We start from the raw sequence: 20,770 nt of genomic DNA, 5'->3' as shown, positions 1-20,770 counted from the left end.
CTCGAAGGACGAGGGGAAGGTAAAAATCACGAGGGAAAGACTTCCTCGTCCTTCGAGACGCGCCTGCGGCGGCTCCTCAGGGTGAGGAAGTGCTTCTGAAGGGGCCACGCAAGTTTCCAGATGCCGTCGCTCATCTCTCACTCGTGCGAGAAGGGATTGCGCGACCAAATAGTAGAACTATGCTTTCGTCGCACATCGTTTTCAGGACACAATTTAATGTCCGACCGCCGATTTGATATAGGGCTTTCGTTCCCGGGTGAGCACCGCCCCTATGTCGAGGAAGTCGCGACCAAGCTCGCCGCCATCTTGAGCAAGAATCGCGTGCTCTACGACGATTGGTGTGCGGCGGAATTCGCGCGGCTCGATCTGGATACCTATCTTCCGAACCTGTACCGGACGCAATCGGAACTCGTCGCTATCTTCCTTTGTCCAGAGTACAAGCAAAAACGTTGGTGCCGCCTCGAATGGCGTGCGATCAAGCAACTGATTGCAACAGCGGATTCGCAACGCATCATGCTGTTGCGCTACGGTTTCGAGGACGACTATTCGGAACTGGGAATTTACGATGGCGATGGCGTCATCGACTTCAAGAAACATCCTGCCGCTTATGTCGTGGAGCGCATCTACGAACGCTTGTGCATCAATCGCGGAGCGGCCAGTGGCGAGCGGGCAGCATTCTCGCCAGTAAGCGCGCCAAATTCTTACGACATCTCCCGCATCGACAGCTACGCGCCGGAAAGTCTCATCGGCCGCGAGGCGGAAACGAAGATGATCGACGACGCATGGGCCGCCGCCGTTCGCGGGGAGGCAAAGCGACCGCGCGTGCTCAGCTTCGTCGCGATGGGCGGCGAGGGCAAGACCTCGCTCGTCGCTGACTGGGCCGTGCGAAAGCAAATTGACGGCTGGTCGGATTGTGACGCGGCTTTCACCTGGTCATTCTATAGCCAGGGAACGCGCGACAATTACGCCGGCGATTCAGATCTCTTTCTCGCTGAGGCGCTGAAATTCTTTGGCGAGGCATCGAAAGAGGGCGAAGGCGCCGTCGAAAAGGCGAAGCGCCTCGCGAGATTGATCGGCGAGAAGCGCACGCTGCTCATTCTCGACGGGTTGGAGCCGCTGCAATATCCGCCGACGTGGCAGCCTCCTGGAGAACTCAAGGATGACGCCATGGCCGCGTTGCTCAAGGCGCTTGCGGCCAACGGCAAAGGCCTCTGCCTTGTCACCACGCGCCACTCGATCCCCAACCTGAGAGCCTATCGAAGCACCAACGCACCGGAACATGACCTCAAGCGCCTGTCAAAAGAAGCTGGCGCGCATCTTCTCAATATGCTCGGCGTCGTCGGCACGCAGAAAGAGCGCGAAGAACTTTCGGAAGAAGCCAAGGGCCATGCGCTGACCTTGACCCTGATCGGCGGCTATTTGCGCGATGCGCATGGCGGCGACATTCGCAAGCGCGATCTGTTCAACCTCGCCGAAGCGGATGAGGAAGGGCAGGGTGGCCATGCCTTTCGCGCGATGGCGGCCTATGTGCGATGGTTCGAGCACGACAAAGGCGGCCGGCGTGCGCTCGGCATGCTACGCCTCATGGGGCTTTTCGATCGTCCGGCCGATTTCGGTTGCCTTCGCGCCCTTTGGAGAGGGCCGGAGATTAAAGGGCTGACTGAGTCGATCGTCGGTCTCAGCGAGGCGCATCGCAACATCGCGATCCAGCGACTGGAAGATGCAAAGCTTCTCACCGTCAATCGCGAGGGCGGCGCGCTGGTCTCACTCGACGCGCATCCGCTGCTGCGGGAATATTTCGAGAAAGAGTTACGCGAGAAAAATCCCGATGGGTGGAAGGCGGCGCATAAGAGGCTATACGAGCATCTTTGCGCGACGGAGACGGACAAGAAGGAGGCGCCGACGCTCGACGATCTACGCCCGCTCTATCAGGCCGTGGCGCATGGCTGTCAGGCGGGCTTTCAGCAGGAGGCCTGCGATGAGGTTTATTACCGTCGCATTCTGCGCGGAACTGGACCGGACGGCTTCTACAGTTGGAAAAAACTCGACGCCATGGGCGCCGATCTCGGCGCGGTCGCCTGTTTTTTCGACTCACCCTGGACGTGGCTATCGCCCAATCTAGCGCAGGCCGATCAGGCTTGGCTATTGGCCGAAGCAGGTAATCGCCTGCGCCCGCTTGGGCGGCTGCGCGAGGCGCTGCGTTCGATGGAGACGGCGCTCGCAATGCGCGTCGAACAGCAAGATTGGCGAAATGCCGCCGTTTCCGCAAACAATATCAGTGAAGTAGCGCTGACGCTGGGTGATATCGAGGCGGCAGTGCAAGCAGGCGCTTCGAGCGTCGACTATGCCGACCGCAGCCACGACACGATTACACGCGTTGTCTGCACTTCAACGCATGCCGAAGACCTGCACCAGCAAGGCTTTGGCGACGCAGCGAGAGCGCTATTCGAAAAAGTCGATGGGACGCAGGAGGAAATCAGGACGTACTATTCGATGTTGGGTTTTCGCTATTGTGACCTGCTGCTGGGGCCTTCCGAGCGCGCGGTGTGGAAACGCGTTCTTTTGCCCTGCGCCAGCGAGCCGGGGGACTCGCAAAACCCGCGGTCATCGCGAGCCGAAGGCGAAGCAATACAGAGTGGTGGTGCGGTTCCTGGATTGCTTCACTCCGCTATCAATGAGGGTGCGGAGATTTCTGACCAGCTGCTCGACGCGTGCGAGGAAGTTGCGCATCGCGGAGAAACCGCGCTGAATATTATGTTGGCAGGCTCCCTCAATCGACTCGATATCGCCCTCGGCCACCTCACCCCCGCGGGGGGGTATGCGGCGATGTTGCGCGGCGCGGCGCCTGACGGCGCGCATATTGACGCGGCGGTAAATGGACTGCTCCAAGCGGGCGAAAGGACACTTCAGCCGCACGGCTTTCTGACCCGCGCCCTTTATCGCGCCGTCACCGACGATTTCGCCGGCGCGCGGGAAGATCTCGACGAGGCTTACGACATCGCCGAGCGCGGGCCGATGAAGCTTCATCTCGCTGACATTCATCTCCATCGCGCGCGGCTGTTCGGTCTCTATGCCAAGCGGCCGGAAAACTATCCGTGGGACTCGCCCGCGCGCGACCTCGCCGAAGCGCGGCGGCTCATCGAAGAATGCGGCTATTGGCGGCGCAAGGAAGAGCTGGAGGACGCCGAAGCGGCGCTGCGCGCGCTGGCGCGCAAATAAGGGCGCCGAGACTGACGTAGCGTGTAACCCTCTCCCATCGGGAGAGGGTGGACGCCGAAGGCCGCCGGGTGAGGGGTCGCCGCCTCTTCATTTGGCGTGAAACCCCTCACCCCGGACCTTCGGTCCGACCCTCTCCCGATGGGAGAGGGTTACGCGCGATGTTCTTAGCTCTTTCCGAGGACCTCCACGCGCACCTGTCCGGTGCCGCGTTCGATGAGGCCGAGCTGGGTCGCCGCGCCGCGCGACACGTCGAGGCTGCGCCCCGTCCAGACCGCCGGTCCGCGGTCATTAATGCGCACGACCACCGAACGCCCGGCGTAGGTCAGGCGCAGACGCGTGCCCATCGGCAGGGTGCGGTGGGCGGCCGTCAGGTCCCACATGTTGAAGAGTTCGCCATTGGCGGTGTGGCTGTTGGGTTCGTAGCGGCGCGGGCCGCCGCCGTAGAATGACGCATGGGCGGTGAAGCCCTGCGAAGCCTCCGCGTGATGCGAGGCGTGGCGCGAGGATTGGCGAGAGGCGTGGTGCGCCAGAGCCGGCGCTGTCATCAGTCCAAGGATCGTCAGTACGCCACAGATACGATTCATTCAGGATTGCTCCGCTTACGCACAATGCGTGAAGGATGCCGACGAGCTCGATCGCTTCGTCAAGCGCACAGTTTCCATCCGTCTGAATGGAGGCGAAGACAAATTAGTTAATTGTGAATTGTGGCAAAATATGTGTTGCCAATAGCAAGGCTTATATGTTCGTCTCATCGTATAATATTCTCGATATTTAGTAGCTTTATTCGATTGTATGTCGCTATATGTCTTTTCATAGTTGCATTTTGCGCGATATCTGTGCAGTCTATACTAGCTTAAGCGCTGCGGCGACGGGGAGTGACAAGAGCGAGCAGAGGCGGCAAATATGCGCGCCGGGGAGTCTCGCCAATGACAGACGAAAAGCGCGCCGCGATCATCGGCGTCGTCACCGCCTCCGATCGCGCCAGCGCCGGCGTCTATGAAGATGAGAGCGGTCCGGCGATCGAGGCCTATCTACGCGCCGCGCTGACGACGCCCTTCCGCATCGAGAGGCGGATCATCCCCGATGGGCTTGAAAGCGTGCGCGATACGCTTATCGACCTGGCCGATACTGTCGGCTGCGACCTCATCGTCACGACCGGCGGCACAGGCCCGAGCCCCCGCGATCTCACGCCCGAGGCGACGCTCGCGGCCTGCCCGCGCGAACTGCCTGGCTTTGGCGAGCTGATGCGGCAGGTCTCCCTGGCGCAGACGCCAACGGCGATCCTGTCGCGACAATTGGCCGCCCATCGCGGCAAATGTCTGGTGATCAATCTTCCGGGCAAGCCAAGGGCGATCGAACTCTGTCTCGACGCCGTCATGCCCGCGGTGCCGTACTGCCTCGATCTCATCGGCGCGGCCTATGTCGAGACCGATCCGGCGCGCGTCAAAAGCTTCCGTCCCAAACCCAAATAACCGCCCGTTCGGGCAGCTTCAGACGCCCGGGTCCAAGCTGCGCGCTTCTCATCGAGGCGCCTCGCCTGTATAGGAAAATGGCGCGTCAGGAAAACCGAATCGAAGCCGCTAAGCTGCGGGAGGCGAGGGCGACTGAACATGAACGAACTGCGTTTGGTGGTAGTCGGCGCGGCGGGCCGCATGGGCCGTATGCTGACCCAGATCATACCCGATACTTTGGGCGTCCGACTGACTGCCGCTTTGGAGCGTCCCGGCTCCGCGGCGCTCGGCGCCGATAGCGGCGGCGGCGCGCCGAACGGCGTGCCGATCACGAGTGACGTCGGCGCCGCCCTCGGCGACGCTGACGCGATCGTCGACTTTTCGTCTCCGAGCAACAGCGTGGAAATGGCTCGGGCGGCGGCGCGCGCGCGGGTGGCGCACATTATCGGCACGACCGGACTGTCTCAGGAAGATCTGGCCGCCATCGCCGAATGCGCGCGCGAAACGGCGATCGTGCGTTCCGGCAATATGAGCCTCGGCGTCAATCTCCTCGCCGTGCTGGTCGAACGCGCGGCGCGTGCGCTTGGACCGGCTTGGGACGCCGAGATCGTCGAAATGCATCACCGCCTCAAGGTCGATGCGCCATCAGGAACGGCGCTGCTGCTCGGCGAGGCGGTCGCGCACGGTCGCGGAATCGATCTCGGCGAGAACAGCGCGCGTGGGCGCGATGGTTTGACAGGTCCGCGGCGGATCGGCGAGATCGGATTTGCGAGCCTGCGCGGCGGCACGGTCGTCGGCGATCACACGGTCGTCTTCGCCGGGGCCGGCGAGCGCATCGAATTCTCGCACCGCGCCGAGGATCGGGGCGTGTTCGCCCGCGGCGCCCTGGCCGCGGCGCTATGGACCCGCGAGAAGGCCCCGGGGCTTTACTCGATGGCCGACGTGCTTGGCCTTTCCGGCGCCTGATATCGACGAGAACTTATGAGCATGAATCGCACTCTCGTTCTGGTACGTCACGGTCAAAGCGAGTGGAACGCCAAAAACCTTTTCACTGGGTGGAAAAACCCCGATTTGACGCCGCTCGGCATCGAAGAGGCGCGCCGCGCCGGCCGCGAGCTGAAGAAGCGGGATATTCTGTTCAGCGTCGGCTTCACTTCCGCTTTGCTGCGCGCGCAACACACGATCGATCTCATTTTTGAGGAGCTGGGCCAGACGAACGTCCCGACCATCAAGGATCGCGCGTTGAACGAGCGCCATTACGGCGATCTTTCCGGGCTCAATAAGGACGAGGCGCGCGACAAATGGGGCGAAGAGCAGGTGCATCTTTGGCGCCGCTCCTATGACGTGCCGCCCCCAGGCGGCGAGAGCCTGAAGGACACCGTCGCGCGGGTCGTGCCCTTCTATGTCCAGCGCATTCTGCCCCCCGTGATGCGCGGCGAACGGGCGCTGGTCGCGGCGCATGGCAATTCGCTGCGCGCGCTCTGCATGGTGTTGGAACAGATGACGCCCGAGAGCGTGACGACCCTCGAGCTCACGACCGGCGTTCCGATCATCTATCAGCTCAACGCCGATTCGACGGTGGCGTCGAAGACGGTGTTGGCTTAGCGCAGTTCTGCTCAGCCGCTCTGTTCTCGCTCGCGTTCGCAGGCGGCGTCCGGCATTGATGGACGAAACGCCCGTTCGGCGCCACATCTCGCTTCATGTCTGAAATCGCGCCCGGCGCGTTCCATTATCCGAGCTTTCTCGACGCTGCGGCGCAGACGGCCCTGGCTGAAGAGATCGCCGAGGTCATCGCCGCCGCGCCTCTCTATGTCTCGACCATGCCGAAGACCGGCGCCCCTATGTCGGTGCGAATGACGAATTGCGGCGCGCTCGGCTGGGTCAGCGATAAGGAACGGGGCTACCGCTACGAGCCGCGCCATCCCCAGACCGCGAACCCCTGGCCGGCGATGCCGCAAAGGCTTCTCGAATTGTGGAACGAACTCGCGCATTACCACAAGCCGCCTGAAGCCTGTCTGGTGAATGTCTATGACGCAACGGCGCGCATGGGCCTCCATCAGGATAAGGATGAATCCGATTTCGCCGCGCCGATTCTCTCTTTGTCGCTTGGCGCCGACTGCCGCTTTAAGCTCGGCGGAACGCGGCGCGGCGATCGCGCGATCGCCCTGACGCTATCGTCCGGAGACGCGCTCGTCCTCTCCGGACCCGCCAGGATGCGCTACCACGGCGTCGACAGGATATTGCCGACGATTGGGGCGACTCTGCCGCCGGCGCTCGCGGCGCTTGGCGTGCGCGTCAATCTGACGCTTCGGCGCGTTACTTAAGTTTCGGGTTCAGCGGGCGTTCACCGCTTCCGGGATAATGTCCCGAGCAGTGCACGTAAACTCCGGCGTAGTTGTCTTGAACGCCGGCTTCGTTGTAGTTTCCAACCGGTCTAAAGAGCGCCGGCGAGGCGCCGTATTTGGCCGGGCGCATTTTAAAAAGGGCGGGCGCGACGCGAACGCCGGGAAGAGGAAAGGAACAAGGATGAAGACAATTTCCCTGCTGACGTTCGCCGCGAGCGTCGCTTTCGCCGCATCCGCCGGCCAGGCTCTCGCCGCTGGCGATCCAGCTGCGGGCGAAAAAATCTTCGCGAAGTGCAAAGCCTGCCATCAGGTCGGTGAAACCGCCAAGAACGCCGTCGCGCCACAGCTCAACGGCCTCGACGGCCGCAAGGCGGGCTCCGTCGAGGGCTACAACTATTCCGAGGCTGACAAGAATTCCGGCATCGTCTGGGACGAGGCCAGCTTCAAGGAGTTCATCAAGAATCCCAAGGCCAAGATCCCCGGCACCAAGATGATCTTCCAGGGCCTGCCCAACGATGCAGACCAGGAGAACGTGTGGGCCTATCTTGTTCAGTTCGGCCCCGACGGCAAGAAGAAGTAAGCGCGCTTCATCTGACATGACGTTTTTGGCGGTCCTGTTCTCAGGGCCGCCTTTTTTGTTGCGCTCTTGCGTGAGGAGACGAATCAGGCGCGAGACGCAAGGTTCACGCTGTGTCTAAAATACAACAGTCAATAAAAGTGACGATTTAATCTTTGAAAGAGTTCCAGCTAAAAATCGCTTTAATGTCGTAATTCAGCAACACTCCGTTACAATCGGAAACATTACTTGGAAGCATTCCATTCTATGTCGTTGTCGTAATTGACAGTTTTTAATGACAAACCTTAACCATTGCCTAGTCGCGTCTTGAACCGCGCGGAAGGGGCAGACATGGCTCAGAAACAATCCCTGTCATTACAGACGCTCTCCTCCCTTGCTGGGGCGTTTGACCGGATGACAGGCGCGGCTTCGGTCGGCGCCCTGACTCTTGCCGCCGCGCTGACGCCGGCGCCTCCCGCTTTTGCGCAGTCCCAGTCCGGGCCCCTGCCACCGATACGAGTCGAGGCGCCGCCGGAGAAACCCCGTGCGGTCGCGCAGGCGAAGCCGAAACCTGTCGCTTCGCAGGCGCGCTCCGCGAGCGGCGCCCAAAAGTTGCCGCCCATAGACGTTGGAGGCGCACGACGCAGCGCTCGGGTCGCGCCCGTGCGCTCCGGCTTGGTCACAGGGGCTACCGTTTCGAGCGGGACTGTCGGAGCGGCCTCGACCGGCGCGGGCAGCGCGGCCTTCGCTGCGGCTGTCGCCAATGTCGGCCGTAACCCGACCGACGTTCATGGCTACTTCGCAGGGAGAATTTCAACCGCGACGAAGACCAACACGCCGATACTCAACATACCGCAGTCGGTCACGGTCCTGACACGACAGCAGCTCGACGATCGCAACAGTCTCGCCCTGGAAAATGCGCTGGCGTACGTTCCCGGCGTCACGGTGGCGCAGGGCGAGCGTAACCGCGACCAGATCACCATTCGCGGGCAAAATACGACAGCGGATTTCTACATCGACGGCGTGCGCGACGACGCGGAATATTATCGCGATCTCTACAACATTCAGGCGGTCGAAGTGCTCAAAGGCCCGAGCGCGCTGATCTTCGGCCGCGGCGGCGGCGGCGGCGTCGTCAACCGCGTGACCAAGAAGGCCGACGGCGAAACGATAAACGATCTTCGGTTCGTCACCGGCAGCTTCGGCCGCAAGCGCGTCACCGCCGACTTCGGGCGGGCGATCACCGACACGATCGCCGTGCGTCTCAACGCCCTCTACGAACATTCCTACGGCTATCGCGACTTCGACAAGCTCGAGCGCTGGGGCGTCAATCCGGCGCTGTCATGGAAGCCTTTCGAGAACACCTTCGTGCTTTTCAATTACGAGCATTTTCGCGATCGCCGCACGGTGGATCGCGGCGTGCCGTCATTCGGCGGGTTCCAGTTCCTCGGCGAGAACATTTATCCGGGCTATCCGCTGCCAACCCCGCGTTCGGCTTTCTTCGGCGTCGGCAATCCAACCGTGCGGGACGTGAACTACGCCAGAATCAACATGGACCGCGCCGCTCTCGTCATCGATCATACGACTGAGTTCGGGTTGAACATCCGCAATCAGCTCGCCTGGGCGAATTACGACAAGCTATATCAGAACACATTCCCCGATCAGACGCTGGGGCAGTTGTCGCAACAACTCAATCCGGCGCTGAACGGGCTAAGCCCGATCACGATCACGCCGGTTGGCGTCGCGAGACTCGACGGCTACCTCGCGCCGACGCCGCGACGCAATATCTTCAACCAGACGGACTTGACCTATAAATTCGAGATGACGCCCGAGATCCGCCACTTGATGCTCGTGGGCGCGGAGTTCGGCAATCAATGGTCTTTTACGGGAAGAGACATCTCGCGGTTCAACAATCCGTTCAATGGGCCGCGAAGGCTGACGACTCCGTTCTGGGCTCCGACGGTTTACGCTCCGGTCTTCTTCGACAACTACTTTGATACGGCGACGCGGCGCTGGAACACGAACCTCGACATTGGCTCTGGCTATGTCCAGGACCAGATCGAGGTGACCAAATATTTCGATGTTCTCGCAGGCGTACGGTTCGACAGCTTCCATATGAGGTTCAACGACGGGATCACCTTCGAAAACCAGAGCCGCCTCGATAACAAGTGGTCGCCGAGATTCGGTCTGATTTTCAAACCCGTGGAGATCGTCTCCTTATACGGAACCTATTCGCGCTCGTTCCTGCCGCAGTCGGGCGATCAGTTCAATCAGCTGCCGAGGTCGGCCGCGAGTCTGGCGCCGCAGGGCTTCGAAAATATCGAGTTCGGCTTTAAGGCGCAGCTCCTGCCGACGCTGCTGTTCACTGGCGCGATTTATCAACTGAACCGTTCGAATCAGGCGTTGACGCTGACTGCGCTGACCTCCGTTCTCGCCAATACGCGCACGCAAGGCGCCGAACTGGGACTCACCGGCAATGTGACCGACGAATGGCAGGTCTCGCTTGGATACGGACACCAGGACGCGCGCGTGGTGTCGACCGATGCCGCCTTCAATCCGCGGCAGCCCTTCCTGACGGATGTCGGCAAGGTTAATCCGTCGGTCCCGAGAAACACTTTCTCGTACTGGAACCGTTACGATTTATCGTCGTTCGTTGGCGGGGGTCCCGGCGTTCTCGGATTGGGCGCCGGCGTGATCTACGCTTCGAGCTTCTACCCGTCTCTCGACAACAGGGTGATCGTGCCCGGTTACGCGCGCGTTGACGGCGCGCTTTTTGTGAAGGTGACGGAAAACATCTCCGGCCAGCTCAACATCGAGAACCTCACCGGCGCCTACTACTACGCCTCGGCGCACAACAACAACAACATCATGCCCGGCGCCCCGCGCTCGGCCTATGTCACTGTCAATGCGAGGTTCTAGCCTGCGAAACATTGCCGGACCGCGGATTGGCTTGCATGGCCTCCCTTGGCGCCCGTGAAAGTCCGCACTCTCGAAGCCGCACACGCGTGCGGCGCCGGCTTAAAGCTCTTGCGCCGCGCCCGCTGGTCCTGCACCTAGGGCGCCGTGACCCGCAAACCCGACGAAATATCCGCCGATCTGATGCAGCCGCTGGCGACTCTGCCGGTGTTCTACGCCCTTGCGGGGCGTCGCGTGCTGGTCATTGGCGGCGGCGAAGCGGCGGCCTGGAAGGTCGATTTGGCGGCCGCGACCGGCGCGCGGGTAGACGTTTTTGCGCCGGCGCCCTGTGACAAGCTTCGCGAGATCGGAGCGGCGCGCGACAATGTCTCCATCCATCCGCGCGCCGTCGCGCCGGAAGATTTCGCCGGCGCGGCGATGGCGCTGGGCGCGGTGGAGGACGACTCGCTCGCGCGTCAGGCCCATCAGTGGGCGCGCGCGGCCGGCGTGCCGATCAATCTCGCCGATCGGCCCGCGCTCTGCGATTTCATTATGGGCGCCATCGTCAACCGCTCGCCGCTCGTGATCGGGGTCTCGACGGGCGGCGCATCGCCGGTTTTCGCCCAGGCGGTGCGCGGCCGGATCGAGACGCTGGTGCCCGCGACATTCCAGGCCTGGGCGCGCGCGGCGCAGGCCTGGCGGCCGTTCGTGCGCACGTCCGGACTCGACTTTCTGGCCCGGCGCGATTTCTGGCGCCGCTTCACGCGGCTCGCCTTCCGCGACATCGAGCGCGCGCCGCAAGAGGACGACCGCGCGGCGCTGATCGAAGAGGCGCGCGCCGGCGCCAAGGCCACGGCGCGCGGACGCGTCACGCTCGTCGGGGCAGGGCCCGGCGATCCGGAACTGCTGACGCTGAAGGGCATGCGCGCGCTCGCCGGCGCCGACGTCGTGCTCTTCGACGACCTGGTTCCGGCGAGCATTCTCGATCTCGCCCGTCGCGAAGCGACGCGGATCAATGTCGGCAAGCGCGGCTACGCGCCCTCGGTGCGCCAGGAGGAAATCAGCGGTCTGCTGGTCGAACTCGCGCGGGAGGGAAAGAACGTCGTGCGGCTGAAGGGCGGCGATCCGCTCATTTTCGGCCGCGCCAACGAGGAAATCGCCGCGCTGCGCGAAGCAGGCTTCTCCATAGAGATCGTGCCCGGCGTGACCGCCGCCTGCGCCGGCGGCGCTGCGATCGGCGCATCGCTCACGAGCCGGGAGACGGCACGGCGTTTGCAATTCATCACCGCGCACACGAAGGACGGCGAATTTCCCGAAGACTTCGATTGGGGCGCGCTCGCCGACGAACGCGCTACGACGGCCGTCTATATGGGCAACCGCACGCTGCCGGAATTGTCGCGTCGTCTGCTGCAGGAGGGCATGTCGCATGATACGCCCGCCTTCCTCATCGAACGCGCTTCCACGCCGCAAGAGCGGGTGGTCAGGGGCACGATCGCGGATTTGCCGTCAAAAGCGGCTGAACAGACCATTGTTGGGCCGGTGATGGTGCTGATCGGCTGGGCGCTGGCGGAGAACTGATTCAGCGCTATTGTTGGCGAACAGGCGCGAGCGGAGAAGCGATATGGCCTTCACGAGACGATCCGCTCTGCTTGCGTCGGGGCTCGGCTTGCTGTCCCCCCCAGCGCTCGCCAAACAGAACTCCAAACCGTCGCCCGTTCGCGAGCCAACCCAAAAACATCTGAACGAACTCAACGGGCTCGTCGTCGACGTCATGAGAAAAACCGGCGTGCCGGGGATGTCGGTCGCCGTCGTTTCGCCCGATCGCGTGCTCTATTTGAAAGGATTCGGCGTTCGTCGCGCTGGCGCGGCCGAACGCGTCGACGCCGACACGGTCTTCCAGCTCGCTTCGCTTTCCAAACCACTCTCTACGACGGCTGTCGCGAGCCTCGTCGGAGAGGGCGTCGTTTCGTGGGATCATCCGATCGTGCGGAGCCTGCCGGATTTCGCGATGAGCGATCCGTGGGTCACGCGCGAGATCACGCTGCGCGACATGTTTTGCCATCGCAGCGGACTACCCGACCATGCCGGCGATCTTGTCGAAGATATCGGTTACGACCGCAACGAAATCATTCGCCGGCTGCGCTACATCAAACCGGACACCAGCTTTCGCACGCACTACGCCTACAACAATATGGGGTTTTCGGCGGCGGGTTTCGCGGCGGCGAAAGCTGCAGGCAAGTCCTGGGAAGACATTTGCGACGAACATCTCTACAGGCCGCTTGGAATGGCGAACGCCAGTTCGCGCCACGCCGATTTCGCCGCGCGCAGGAACCGCGCATTCGGCCATGTGCGTCGCGGCGACAGATGGGTCGTCGGCGAACAGCGCGATCCCGACGCCCAGGCGCCGGCGGGCGGCGCGTCGGCGTCCGTCCGCGACATGGCGACATGGGTAAGGATGCAGCTCGGACGCGGCGCCCTCGACGGCCGCGAGATCGTCAAGCCGGAGGCGCTCGCAGACACACATTTCCCGCAGATCGCCACGGGACCGGCCCATGACCCAATGCGAGGACCAACCTTTTACGGTCTTGGCTGGGACATTGACTTTGGCGGCCCGGCGCGGGTGCGCTGGAGCCATTCGGGCGCATTCTCTCTTGGCGCTTCGACCTGCGTCTATGTCATGCCGGCCGAGCGATTCGGCATTGTCGTGCTCAGCAATTCCGCGCCGGTCGGCGCGCCAGAAACGATTTGCCGCAGCTTCCTCGATATCGTCCTGACGGGGACGATCGAACGGGACTGGCTCGCGCTCTTTGGCGAGGCTTTTGCGCAGATGGCGGTCCCCGCATACGGTCGAGACGCCGATTACGCGAAGCCGCTCGCCAGTGCGCCGGCGCGCGCGTCGCGCGCGGCATATGTCGGTGCCTACCGCAATGAGCTTTACGGACCCATCGGGGTCGTCGAAACGGCCGACGGGCTTTCGCTGACGCTGGGGCCGACGCCCACGCCCTATCCGCTGCGTCACTATTCAGGCGACATTTTCACCTTTCAGCCTCCGGGAGAAAACGCCAGCGGGGTCAGTCCGGTAAGGTTTTCTCGTAGCGGCGAAAAGGCGATGTCTGTCGTCATCGACTATTTCAACGCGAACGGTCAGGGCGTTTTCGTGCGCAGCTGAATCGATAGAAGCGACAGAAGATTTTCCTCATCCGGCTTTGCCGCGACAAGCGTCTGCAAGCCGAGTTTTCGAAGCGGCGCCGCGACATGTTCCGACAGCGCGACATGCGTCATGTCGTGCAATGCCTCGGCGAGGCCGGCGGACTGCGCGAGTTGCAGGAAGATTTCCGCGCTGCGCTGGGAATAGTGCAGGACGGCGGTGACGCGCCGTGCGGCGATGTCGGATACGGCCTCTGCGGTCAGCTCCCGAGCCGCCCGCGCTTCGTAAACTTCGACCGTGTGGACCTCGTGGCCGGCGGCGCGCAGGCCAGCCTCCAGAATCGGCTGTCGGTCGCGCCCGGCCAGATAAAGGAAATGCGTCGGACGCCGATAGCGCTCGAGAAGATGCGGAAGAATGGCCTCGGCGTTCCCGGCGACGATATCTGGGTGGAAGCCAAGCGCGCGCGCCGCTTCGGCGGTTTTCTCGCCAACGGCGTGCAGCGGCACCGCTCTGAACTGGCGCGCATCGCCTGCGAACTCGACGCCTTTCGCGCTGGTCACGATGACGGCGTCATAGTCCCCATGGGGAATGACAGCGTCCGTGGCCACGAACTCCAGCATCGGCGAGAGCACGGCTGCACAATCCAGCGCCTGCAGCTTCCCCGCGGTGCGCGCGGCGTCTTCAGCCGCGCGCAGCACCAAGACAAGATTCACATAAGCCCCGCGACGCCATGCGGCAGGCGCAGCAGAATTTCCTTGCCGGCGTCCGCGCCGATCAGCGCGGCGTCGATGGCGAGGCCCCGGCGGCGCACGACATAGGCTTCCGCGCCGTCGGCTCTGAGCACCTCGCCGACGAAGGACAGTTCGGCGCCGTGAACCTGCGCATGGCCGGCGATCGGCGTGCGGCAGGACCCATCGAGCGCCGCAAGGAAGGCGCGTTCGGCGATGAGCGCGAAGCCGGTGGCTTCGTCGAAGAGCGGCGCGAGCAGATCGCGCGTGGCGTCGTCGCCGGCCCGCCGCGTGAGGCCGATTGCGCCCTGTCCGCAAGCGGGGGGAAACTCTTCCAAGGAAAGCAGCGCCGTCGCGCGATCGGCGAGACCCAGCCGCTTCAACCCCGCGACCGCGAGGAGGGTCGCGTCGATCTCCCCATTCTCAACTTTCTTCAGGCGAGTCTCGACATTGCCGCGAAGCAGCGTCGTCACAAGGTCGGGTCGCCGGCGCTTCACCTGCGCGGCGCGGCGCAGCGAGGCGGTTCCGACGACGGCGCCTGCGGGAAGCGCATCGAGCGCGAGACCGCCGCGCGATATCCAGGCGTCGCGCGCATCCTCTCGCGGCAGATAGCCGGCGATGATGATTTCGCTCGGCAAGTGCGTCGGCAGATCCTTCGAGGAATGCACGGCGAGATCAATCGTCCCCGCGATGAGCGCTGAATCGAGCTCTTTGGTGAAGAGCCCCTTGCCTCCTGATTCAGACAGAGGCCGATCCTGGATCTGGTCGCCCGTCGTGCGGATGATCTCGATCGGAAAATCCGATTCGCTTCCGCCATGGGCGCGCATCAGCGCATCGCGGACCATATGGGTCTGGGCGAGGGCGAGCGGACTGCCGCGTGTTCCAATGCGAAGGGGAGGGGAAGAAGTCATTATCCGCCGCCGTTATCCGCGCGACTATAGGCGGGAACGCGCGAGGCGCAAGCGGAACGAACGCGGCGACCGAACTCCTCAAAAAGCGAGCGTCCGCTCGTCGGAGCGGACGCTCTTTTTTAGCTCCGCGGGCGAACTCTACGCGGCCCGGCGGATTGCTAAACTGATCACCACCAACCACCAAACAGGCCGCTTCCGAGACCTGCGCCGAGGCCAATGCCCGCGCCAACGCCGGCGCCGAGACCGCCCAATCCTGCGCCAAGCAGGCCACCGCCGCCATAGCCGTAATAGCCCGGGCTTCCGCCCCAACCATACGAACTGCCATAGGTCGGCCAAGTGGAGCCATAGCCGGCGCCAGAATAGCCATAATAGCCCGGACGGTAGCAGCGGGAGTAGCGCATCGGACGATACGCCGAACCCCAATAGGTGGGTCGCGCCGCGTAGCCCCAATAGCTGCGCACCGGACGCGCGTAACCCCAGTTGGTTCCGCCGCAGTGGCGATGCCAGCCGTAATGGGCACGGCAGTAATGCCTCGCCTCGGCGATGCTCGTGGAGCCGATCACGGCCGTCATTGCAATCGCGGACGTAAACGCCAAGGCCTTAATTTTGTTCGACGCCATTTTCACCTCCATACAGTTTAGACCGACAGCAACCTCAACCTGGACGCTAATTACCTCTTCGCCTTAGCCATAATTCTATTAAGCTCAAGATATGGCGTCGTCGGGGAAGCAACGATCTGCAGTGCCAACTTGTATCTATCGAGATCGTGTCAAGAGGGACGTCAACGAATTCTTAGAAATTTAATGGAACTATCTTTAGCGTTGCATTATTATACGTGAATTTGACGAAACAGCTAAGAATGATTGGTGTAAACCCTTTTCCAATCACAATTTTCGAACTTCCCGCCGTACGGCGGTATAAGCTCCGTTCCGCCGCTGAGAAGTTCAACGGCGCGGCTTTCTTGCGCAGGGAGTTCGCATGCGCGTTTTGGGCATTGAAACCACTTGCGATGAGACCGCGGTCGCGGTCGTCTCGGAGCGGCTGGGCGGCGAAGGCGGAGAGATCCTTTCCAATGAGGTGTTGAGCCAAATCGCCCGCCACGCCGCCTATGGCGGCGTCGTTCCGGAAATCGCGGCGCGGGCGCATATCGATGTCCTCGACCGGCTGATCAGACGCGCGCTGGAGCGGGCCAAGACCGAGGCGAAAGATCTGGATGGGATCGCCGCCGCGGCTGGTCCGGGACTGATCGGCGGCGTTCTCGTCGGGCTCACGGCCGGCAAGGCCATGGCGCTTGCCTTGGGCAAACCATTCATCGCCGTCAATCATTTGGAAGCCCACGCGCTAACCGCGCGTCTGACCGACCGCCTGGACTTTCCTTTTCTGGCGCTCCTCATCTCCGGCGGGCACACGCAAATCGTCGCGGTGAAGGCCATCGGCGACTACCGCCGCCTGGGCTCCACCGTCGACGACGCTGCCGGCGAGGCCTTCGACAAGGTCGCCAAAATGCTGGAGCTGCCATATCCCGGGGGACCGCAGATCGAGAAGCTCGCGCTTGAAGGCGACGCGCGACGATTCGACTTTCCGCGCCCGATGCTTGGCCGGGAAGGGGCCGACTTTTCCCTCTCTGGCCTCAAGACCGCGGTGCGGCAGGAAATCCTCAGACTGCCGACTCTGAGCGAAAAGGACGTCAGGGATCTTGCGGCCTCTTTCCAAGCTGCGATCGTCGACGTGATCGTGGACAGGGTGCGCTCCGGCGTGCGCCTCTTTACGGCAGGCGAGGGGCGAGCCCCGCAAGGCCTTGTGATCGGCGGCGGGGTCGCGGCCAACGGCGCCATTCGCCGCGCGCTCATGCGGCTTTGCGCCGAAAGCGGGCTGCGGTTCATTTCGCCGCCAGCGGCGCTGTGCGCCGACAATGGCGCGATCATCGCCTGGACCGGTCTCGAACGCTTAAAACGCGGATTGACCGATGACCTCGACTTTGCGCCGCGGCCGCGATGGCCGCTCGACGCCGCGCCGAGCCGATCACACCACGGCAAGGCCTAGGGCGGTTCGATGCGGCTCCTTTTTTCTGCGGCGCTTGCGGCCATGACGCTTGCGCCAACGCCGCAGCCGGCCGGACTGCTCGCCGAGGAGCCGACCTTCGCGGGCGTGCGCGTGTTCTACGGGCCCGGCGACGGTTTCGGCGCGGTCGATGGGCGGCTGATTAACGACGCGCGCCGCTCGATCGACATGGCCGCCTATGTTCTGACCGACCGCTCTCTGACGACGGCGCTCGGCCGCGCGGCCATGCGCGGCGTCAAGGTGCGGATCTATCTCGACGGGGAGGAGATGGGGCGCGGCGCGTCTGTGATCGAGGAAATCGCCGACGCCCCGAACGTCGAAGTGCGCCGCAAAGGCCGCGCGCGCGATCTGATGCATCTGAAATCATATCAGGTGGACGGTCGCGTCTTGCGCAGCGGCTCCGCCAATTTCAGCGTCTCCGGCGAAATCTATCAGGACAATGATTTGATCGTGATCGAGAGCCCACAGGCCGCCGCGCGGTTTCATCAAACTTTTGAAAGGCTATGGTCGCGTCCCGACAATCAGCGGATCGGCGTGCGATGACGCGCGCGACTGTCGCTGTTCTCGGCGCCGGCGCTTGGGGCGTCGCCCTCGCCAATGTCGCCGCGCAAGGCCGCGCGCGGGTGCCCTTATGGGCGCATGACCCTCAATCCGCCGACGCCCTGGCGCGCGACCGCGAGAATACGCGCCGGTTGCCGGGTCTGCCGCTTGCCGCAGCCGTCGCCCCGACGAGTGACATTTCCGTCGTACGTGAGGCGGACATCGTACTCGCCGTCACGCCCGCACAAGCGATCCGCATGACCGCGCGCGCCGCGCGGCCGCATATGCGCGAGCGCGCCGCCTTTGTGATTTGCGCCAAGGGCATTGAACGCGACCGGCGCATGTTCCTGAGCGAAGTCGCCAAAGAAGAACTGCCCCAAGTCGATGTCGCCGTGCTCTCGGGACCAAGCTTCGCGGCGGACGTGTGCAGAGGATTGCCGACGGCGGTGACTCTCGCGGCGCATGACGAAACGCTGGCGCGGCGCTTGAGTGAAGAGCTTTCGACGAAGACGTTTCGGCTTTATCGCTCGACCGACGTGCGCGGCGCCGAGATCGGCGGCGCAGCGAAAAACGTTCTCGCCATCGCCGCTGGAATGAGCCACGGCCGTGGGCTCGGCGCGAGCGCGCAGGCGGCGCTCATCGCACGCGGATTTGCCGAACTGATGCGTCTTGGGCGCGCGTTGGGCGCGCGTCAGGAAACATTGATGGGGCTTTCCGGATTGGGCGATCTCGTGCTCACCTGCGGATCGGCGCAGTCGCGCAACTTTGCGCTCGGACAAGCGCTGGGGCAGGGACAGTCGGTGGAAGACGCCACGCATGGCAAGCTTGCGGAAGGCGCCTTCACGGCGCGCGTCTTAGTTGAAATGGCGCGCGCGCATGACGTCGAATTGCCGATCGCTGAAGCCGTCGACTCCATTCTCTCCGCGCGGCTGAGCGTTGACGGCGCCATCGAAGCGCTGCTGATGCGCCCCCTTAAAGCCGAAAACTGATGGTCAGCGCCGCAACGAACGCTCGCTACTTCGAGTCAAGGATGTCGCGCATCTTTATCGCCAGCTGCTCCAAAGTGAACGGTTTGGTGAGCAGCTTGACGTCCTTGTCAAGAACGCCGTTGTGCACGATCGCGTTGCGCGTATAGCCGGTGATGAACAGAACGCGCAGGCTGTGTCTGCGAAACACCGCCTCGCGCGCGAGACGGGCGCCGTCCATGTCGGGCATAACCACATCCGTGACCATCAGCGCGATGTCGGCGCGACGGCGAATGATGTCGATCGCCGCGCGTCCGTTCTCGGCCTCCAGAACCGAGTAACCCAATTCCCGCACGCCTTGCGCGGTGACGCGGCGCGCCGTGTCGTCGTCTTCGACGATCAGCACAAGCTCTTCCGGTCTTCCAAGCGGAAGTTCGAGAGGTCTCGGACGCGGTAGGGGCAGTTCGGCGGCCGGTTCTACCTGATTGAAACGCGGCAGATAGAGCTTGATGCAGGTTCCGCGTCCCGGCTCGGAATAGATTTTGACCTGGCCGCCCGATTGTTTGACGAATCCATGGACCTGCGAAAGGCCGAGCCCGGTACCCTTGCCTGCGGGCTTGGTGGTGAAGAACGGATCGAACGCTTGCGACAAGACTTCGGGCGGCATGCCTTGTCCGGTGTCGGTCACGGCGATCATCACATACTGGCCAGGGTTCACTTCCATGTTTTCGCTGGCGTAGGCGTCATCAAGATAGCAGTTGGCCGTCTCGATCGTCAGCTTGCCGCCGTGGGGCATGGCGTCGCGCGCATTGACCGCGAGATTGACGATGGCGCTTTCCAGTTCGTGCTGATCGATTTTTGTCGCCCACAGGCCGCCGGCGAGCACAGTTTCGAGTTCGATCTTTTCGCCGAGGGCGCGGCGCACCATGTCTGAGACGCTGGAGACGAACTTATTGGGGTCGAGCGGGCGCGGCGACAAAGGCTGGCGGCGCGAGAATGCGAGAAGCCTGCGAACCATGGCGGCGGCGCGATCGGCGCCGTCCATCGCTGAATCGATCAGCTGAATATAATCGTCGCTCGAGTTCGCAAGCTTTCGCCGCAACAGATGCAGACTCGCGACGATGACGCCGAGCATATTGTTGAAGTCATGCGCGATGCCGCCGGTCAGGTGGCCGAGCGCTTCGAGTTTTTGCGACTGCCGTAACTGCGACTCGAGCGCTTCCCGGCGTGTCGTTTCCCCAATCAGCTGGTCATAGGCGGTCTTTAATGAGTCGCGTGACGTTTGCAGCGCGTGCATCTGCTTTTGCGCATTCAGAAATGAAAATGCGCCAAGCGCGAAGATGATGCCGCCGATCGCCCACACGGCCGCGTCGAATTCGCCGCCGGCGGCGTTGACTTCACGCTCTCGCGCATCGAACAAGTTTTGCTCATTTTCAATCATCGTGTCGATGATGGCGTGGAGCCGGTCCATCAGCGCCTTTCCGCGCCCGGACTTGACGAGCTGCACGGCCTCGTCGAGCCGGAGCGCGCGCGTATCGGCGATCGCCTCATTGATGATCTCGACCCTTTCGCCAAGCAGCGGCCGCATCTCCGCGACGATCTCGAGCTGCTTGGGATTGTCTCTCACGCGCTCCGAAAGGCGGTCGACGACGGCGGGCAATTTGCGCGTCGCTTCGGAGGAGGCATCCAGATAGCGTTCGTCCTGGGTGATGATAAAACCGCGTTGACCGCTCTCGGCGGCCTGCAGCAGTCCGTAAAGCTGATAAAGATCGTTTTGCACTTGAATGGTGTGGCGCAGCCATGCGCCAGCTTCACGGCGCTGCAATTCGGCGCGCAGGGCGACATAGCTGGCGAGCGCAAGCACCGCGAATCCGAGCGCTATGCCAAACAGTCCAGAAGCGACGAGTTTACGTGTCGGAGACATTTTGTTCCGGCGACTGGATGGACGCGCGCC

At 63.0% G+C, this 20,770-nt stretch carries 17 protein-coding genes; 12 read left to right on the top strand and 5 right to left on the bottom strand.

The genetic code is table 11. The features are described 5' to 3' along the window. Nucleotides 1-216: 216 nt before the first annotated feature. A complete protein-coding gene (locus A3OO_RS0113415) occupies nt 217-3,219 on the top strand; it encodes a TIR domain-containing protein (RefSeq protein WP_018408353.1) in 3,003 nt (1,000 codons plus the stop codon). A gap of 164 nt (nt 3,220-3,383) precedes the next feature. On the opposite strand, the gene A3OO_RS0113410 is transcribed toward A3OO_RS0113415, so the two are convergent. Continuing rightward, on the bottom strand, nt 3,384-3,803 hold the full coding sequence (locus A3OO_RS0113410) for a septal ring lytic transglycosylase RlpA family protein (RefSeq protein WP_083909764.1): 420 nt from the start codon (nt 3,801-3,803) through the stop codon (nt 3,384-3,386). A gap of 342 nt (nt 3,804-4,145) precedes the next feature. Here A3OO_RS0113410 and mog point away from each other — a divergent pair, with 342 nt between their 5' ends. From mog to A3OO_RS0113370, 8 genes are all read left to right on the top strand, one after another. Then, nucleotides 4,146-4,691, top strand: coding sequence for a molybdopterin adenylyltransferase (mog, locus tag A3OO_RS0113405; protein WP_018408351.1), 546 nt, complete (start codon nt 4,146-4,148; stop codon nt 4,689-4,691). 138 nt (nt 4,692-4,829) lie between these two features. After that, a complete protein-coding gene (dapB, locus tag A3OO_RS0113400; RefSeq protein WP_018408350.1) occupies nt 4,830-5,636 on the top strand; it encodes a 4-hydroxy-tetrahydrodipicolinate reductase in 807 nt (268 codons plus the stop codon). 15 nt (nt 5,637-5,651) lie between these two features. Next, nucleotides 5,652-6,275, top strand: coding sequence for a 2,3-bisphosphoglycerate-dependent phosphoglycerate mutase (locus tag A3OO_RS0113395; RefSeq protein WP_018408349.1), 624 nt, complete (start codon nt 5,652-5,654; stop codon nt 6,273-6,275). A gap of 95 nt (nt 6,276-6,370) precedes the next feature. Next, nucleotides 6,371-6,994 carry an alpha-ketoglutarate-dependent dioxygenase AlkB family protein gene (locus tag A3OO_RS0113390; protein WP_018408348.1) on the top strand — a complete coding sequence of 208 codons (624 nt, stop codon included), beginning with the start codon at nt 6,371-6,373 and terminating at the stop codon, nt 6,992-6,994. 202 nt (nt 6,995-7,196) lie between these two features. Then, nucleotides 7,197-7,595, top strand: a complete 399-nt coding sequence (locus A3OO_RS0113385) for a cytochrome c-554 (protein ID WP_018408347.1) — start codon at nt 7,197-7,199, stop codon at nt 7,593-7,595. A gap of 390 nt (nt 7,596-7,985) precedes the next feature. Then, nucleotides 7,986-10,487, top strand: coding sequence for a TonB-dependent receptor (locus A3OO_RS0113380; protein ID WP_018408346.1), 2,502 nt, complete (start codon nt 7,986-7,988; stop codon nt 10,485-10,487). A 144-nt stretch (nt 10,488-10,631) separates the two neighbouring features. Then, nucleotides 10,632-12,041, top strand: a complete 1,410-nt coding sequence (gene cysG / locus A3OO_RS0113375; protein WP_018408345.1) for a siroheme synthase CysG — start codon at nt 10,632-10,634, stop codon at nt 12,039-12,041. Between the two features lie 43 nt (nt 12,042-12,084). Further along, nucleotides 12,085-13,632 carry a serine hydrolase gene (locus A3OO_RS0113370; RefSeq protein ID WP_018408344.1) on the top strand — a complete coding sequence of 516 codons (1,548 nt, stop codon included), beginning with the start codon at nt 12,085-12,087 and terminating at the stop codon, nt 13,630-13,632. On the opposite strand, the gene A3OO_RS0113365 is transcribed toward A3OO_RS0113370, so the two are convergent. The 3 genes from A3OO_RS0113365 to A3OO_RS0113355 all read right to left on the bottom strand — a co-directional run bounded on the left by A3OO_RS0113365 (nt 13,608) and on the right by A3OO_RS0113355 (nt 15,870). After that, a complete protein-coding gene (locus tag A3OO_RS0113365) occupies nt 13,608-14,324 on the bottom strand; it encodes a uroporphyrinogen-III synthase (protein ID WP_018408343.1) in 717 nt (238 codons plus the stop codon). The genes A3OO_RS0113370 and A3OO_RS0113365 overlap by 25 nt on opposite strands. Further along, nucleotides 14,321-15,250 carry a hydroxymethylbilane synthase gene (gene hemC, locus A3OO_RS0113360; RefSeq protein ID WP_026222967.1) on the bottom strand — a complete coding sequence of 310 codons (930 nt, stop codon included), beginning with the start codon at nt 15,248-15,250 and terminating at the stop codon, nt 14,321-14,323. The genes A3OO_RS0113365 and hemC overlap by 4 nt, the downstream gene beginning before the upstream one ends. 167 nt (nt 15,251-15,417) lie before the next feature. Next, on the bottom strand, nt 15,418-15,870 hold the full coding sequence (locus tag A3OO_RS0113355; RefSeq protein WP_156824823.1) for a hypothetical protein: 453 nt from the start codon (nt 15,868-15,870) through the stop codon (nt 15,418-15,420). 358 nt (nt 15,871-16,228) lie between these two features. Here A3OO_RS0113355 and tsaD point away from each other — a divergent pair, with 358 nt between their 5' ends. From tsaD to A3OO_RS0113340, 3 genes are read left to right on the top strand one after another with little or no spacing between them, the layout of a single operon-like run. Beyond that, entirely contained in the window at nt 16,229-17,293 is a 1,065-nt protein-coding gene (gene tsaD, locus A3OO_RS0113350; protein WP_018408340.1) for a tRNA (adenosine(37)-N6)-threonylcarbamoyltransferase complex transferase subunit TsaD, read from the top strand. A gap of 9 nt (nt 17,294-17,302) precedes the next feature. Continuing rightward, nucleotides 17,303-17,854: a phospholipase D-like domain-containing protein gene (locus A3OO_RS0113345; RefSeq protein ID WP_018408339.1), complete on the top strand. Its 552-nt coding sequence runs from the start codon at nt 17,303-17,305 to the stop codon at nt 17,852-17,854. Next, the gene (locus A3OO_RS0113340) at nt 17,851-18,840 is read left to right on the top strand and encodes an NAD(P)H-dependent glycerol-3-phosphate dehydrogenase (RefSeq protein WP_018408338.1); all 990 of its coding nucleotides are present in this window, start codon (nt 17,851-17,853) and stop codon (nt 18,838-18,840) included. The genes A3OO_RS0113345 and A3OO_RS0113340 overlap by 4 nt, the downstream gene beginning before the upstream one ends. A gap of 25 nt (nt 18,841-18,865) precedes the next feature. On the opposite strand, the gene A3OO_RS0113335 is transcribed toward A3OO_RS0113340, so the two are convergent. Next, nucleotides 18,866-20,740, bottom strand: a complete 1,875-nt coding sequence (locus A3OO_RS0113335; protein ID WP_018408337.1) for a CHASE3 domain-containing protein — start codon at nt 20,738-20,740, stop codon at nt 18,866-18,868. Nucleotides 20,741-20,770 lie beyond the last annotated feature (30 nt).

This window comes from Methylocystis rosea SV97 (assembly GCF_000372845.1).
Classification (GTDB): domain Bacteria; phylum Pseudomonadota; class Alphaproteobacteria; order Rhizobiales; family Beijerinckiaceae; genus Methylocystis; species Methylocystis rosea.
Note: the sequence above shows the minus strand (reverse complement) of the source record. Positions and strands in the feature narration are given on the sequence as shown.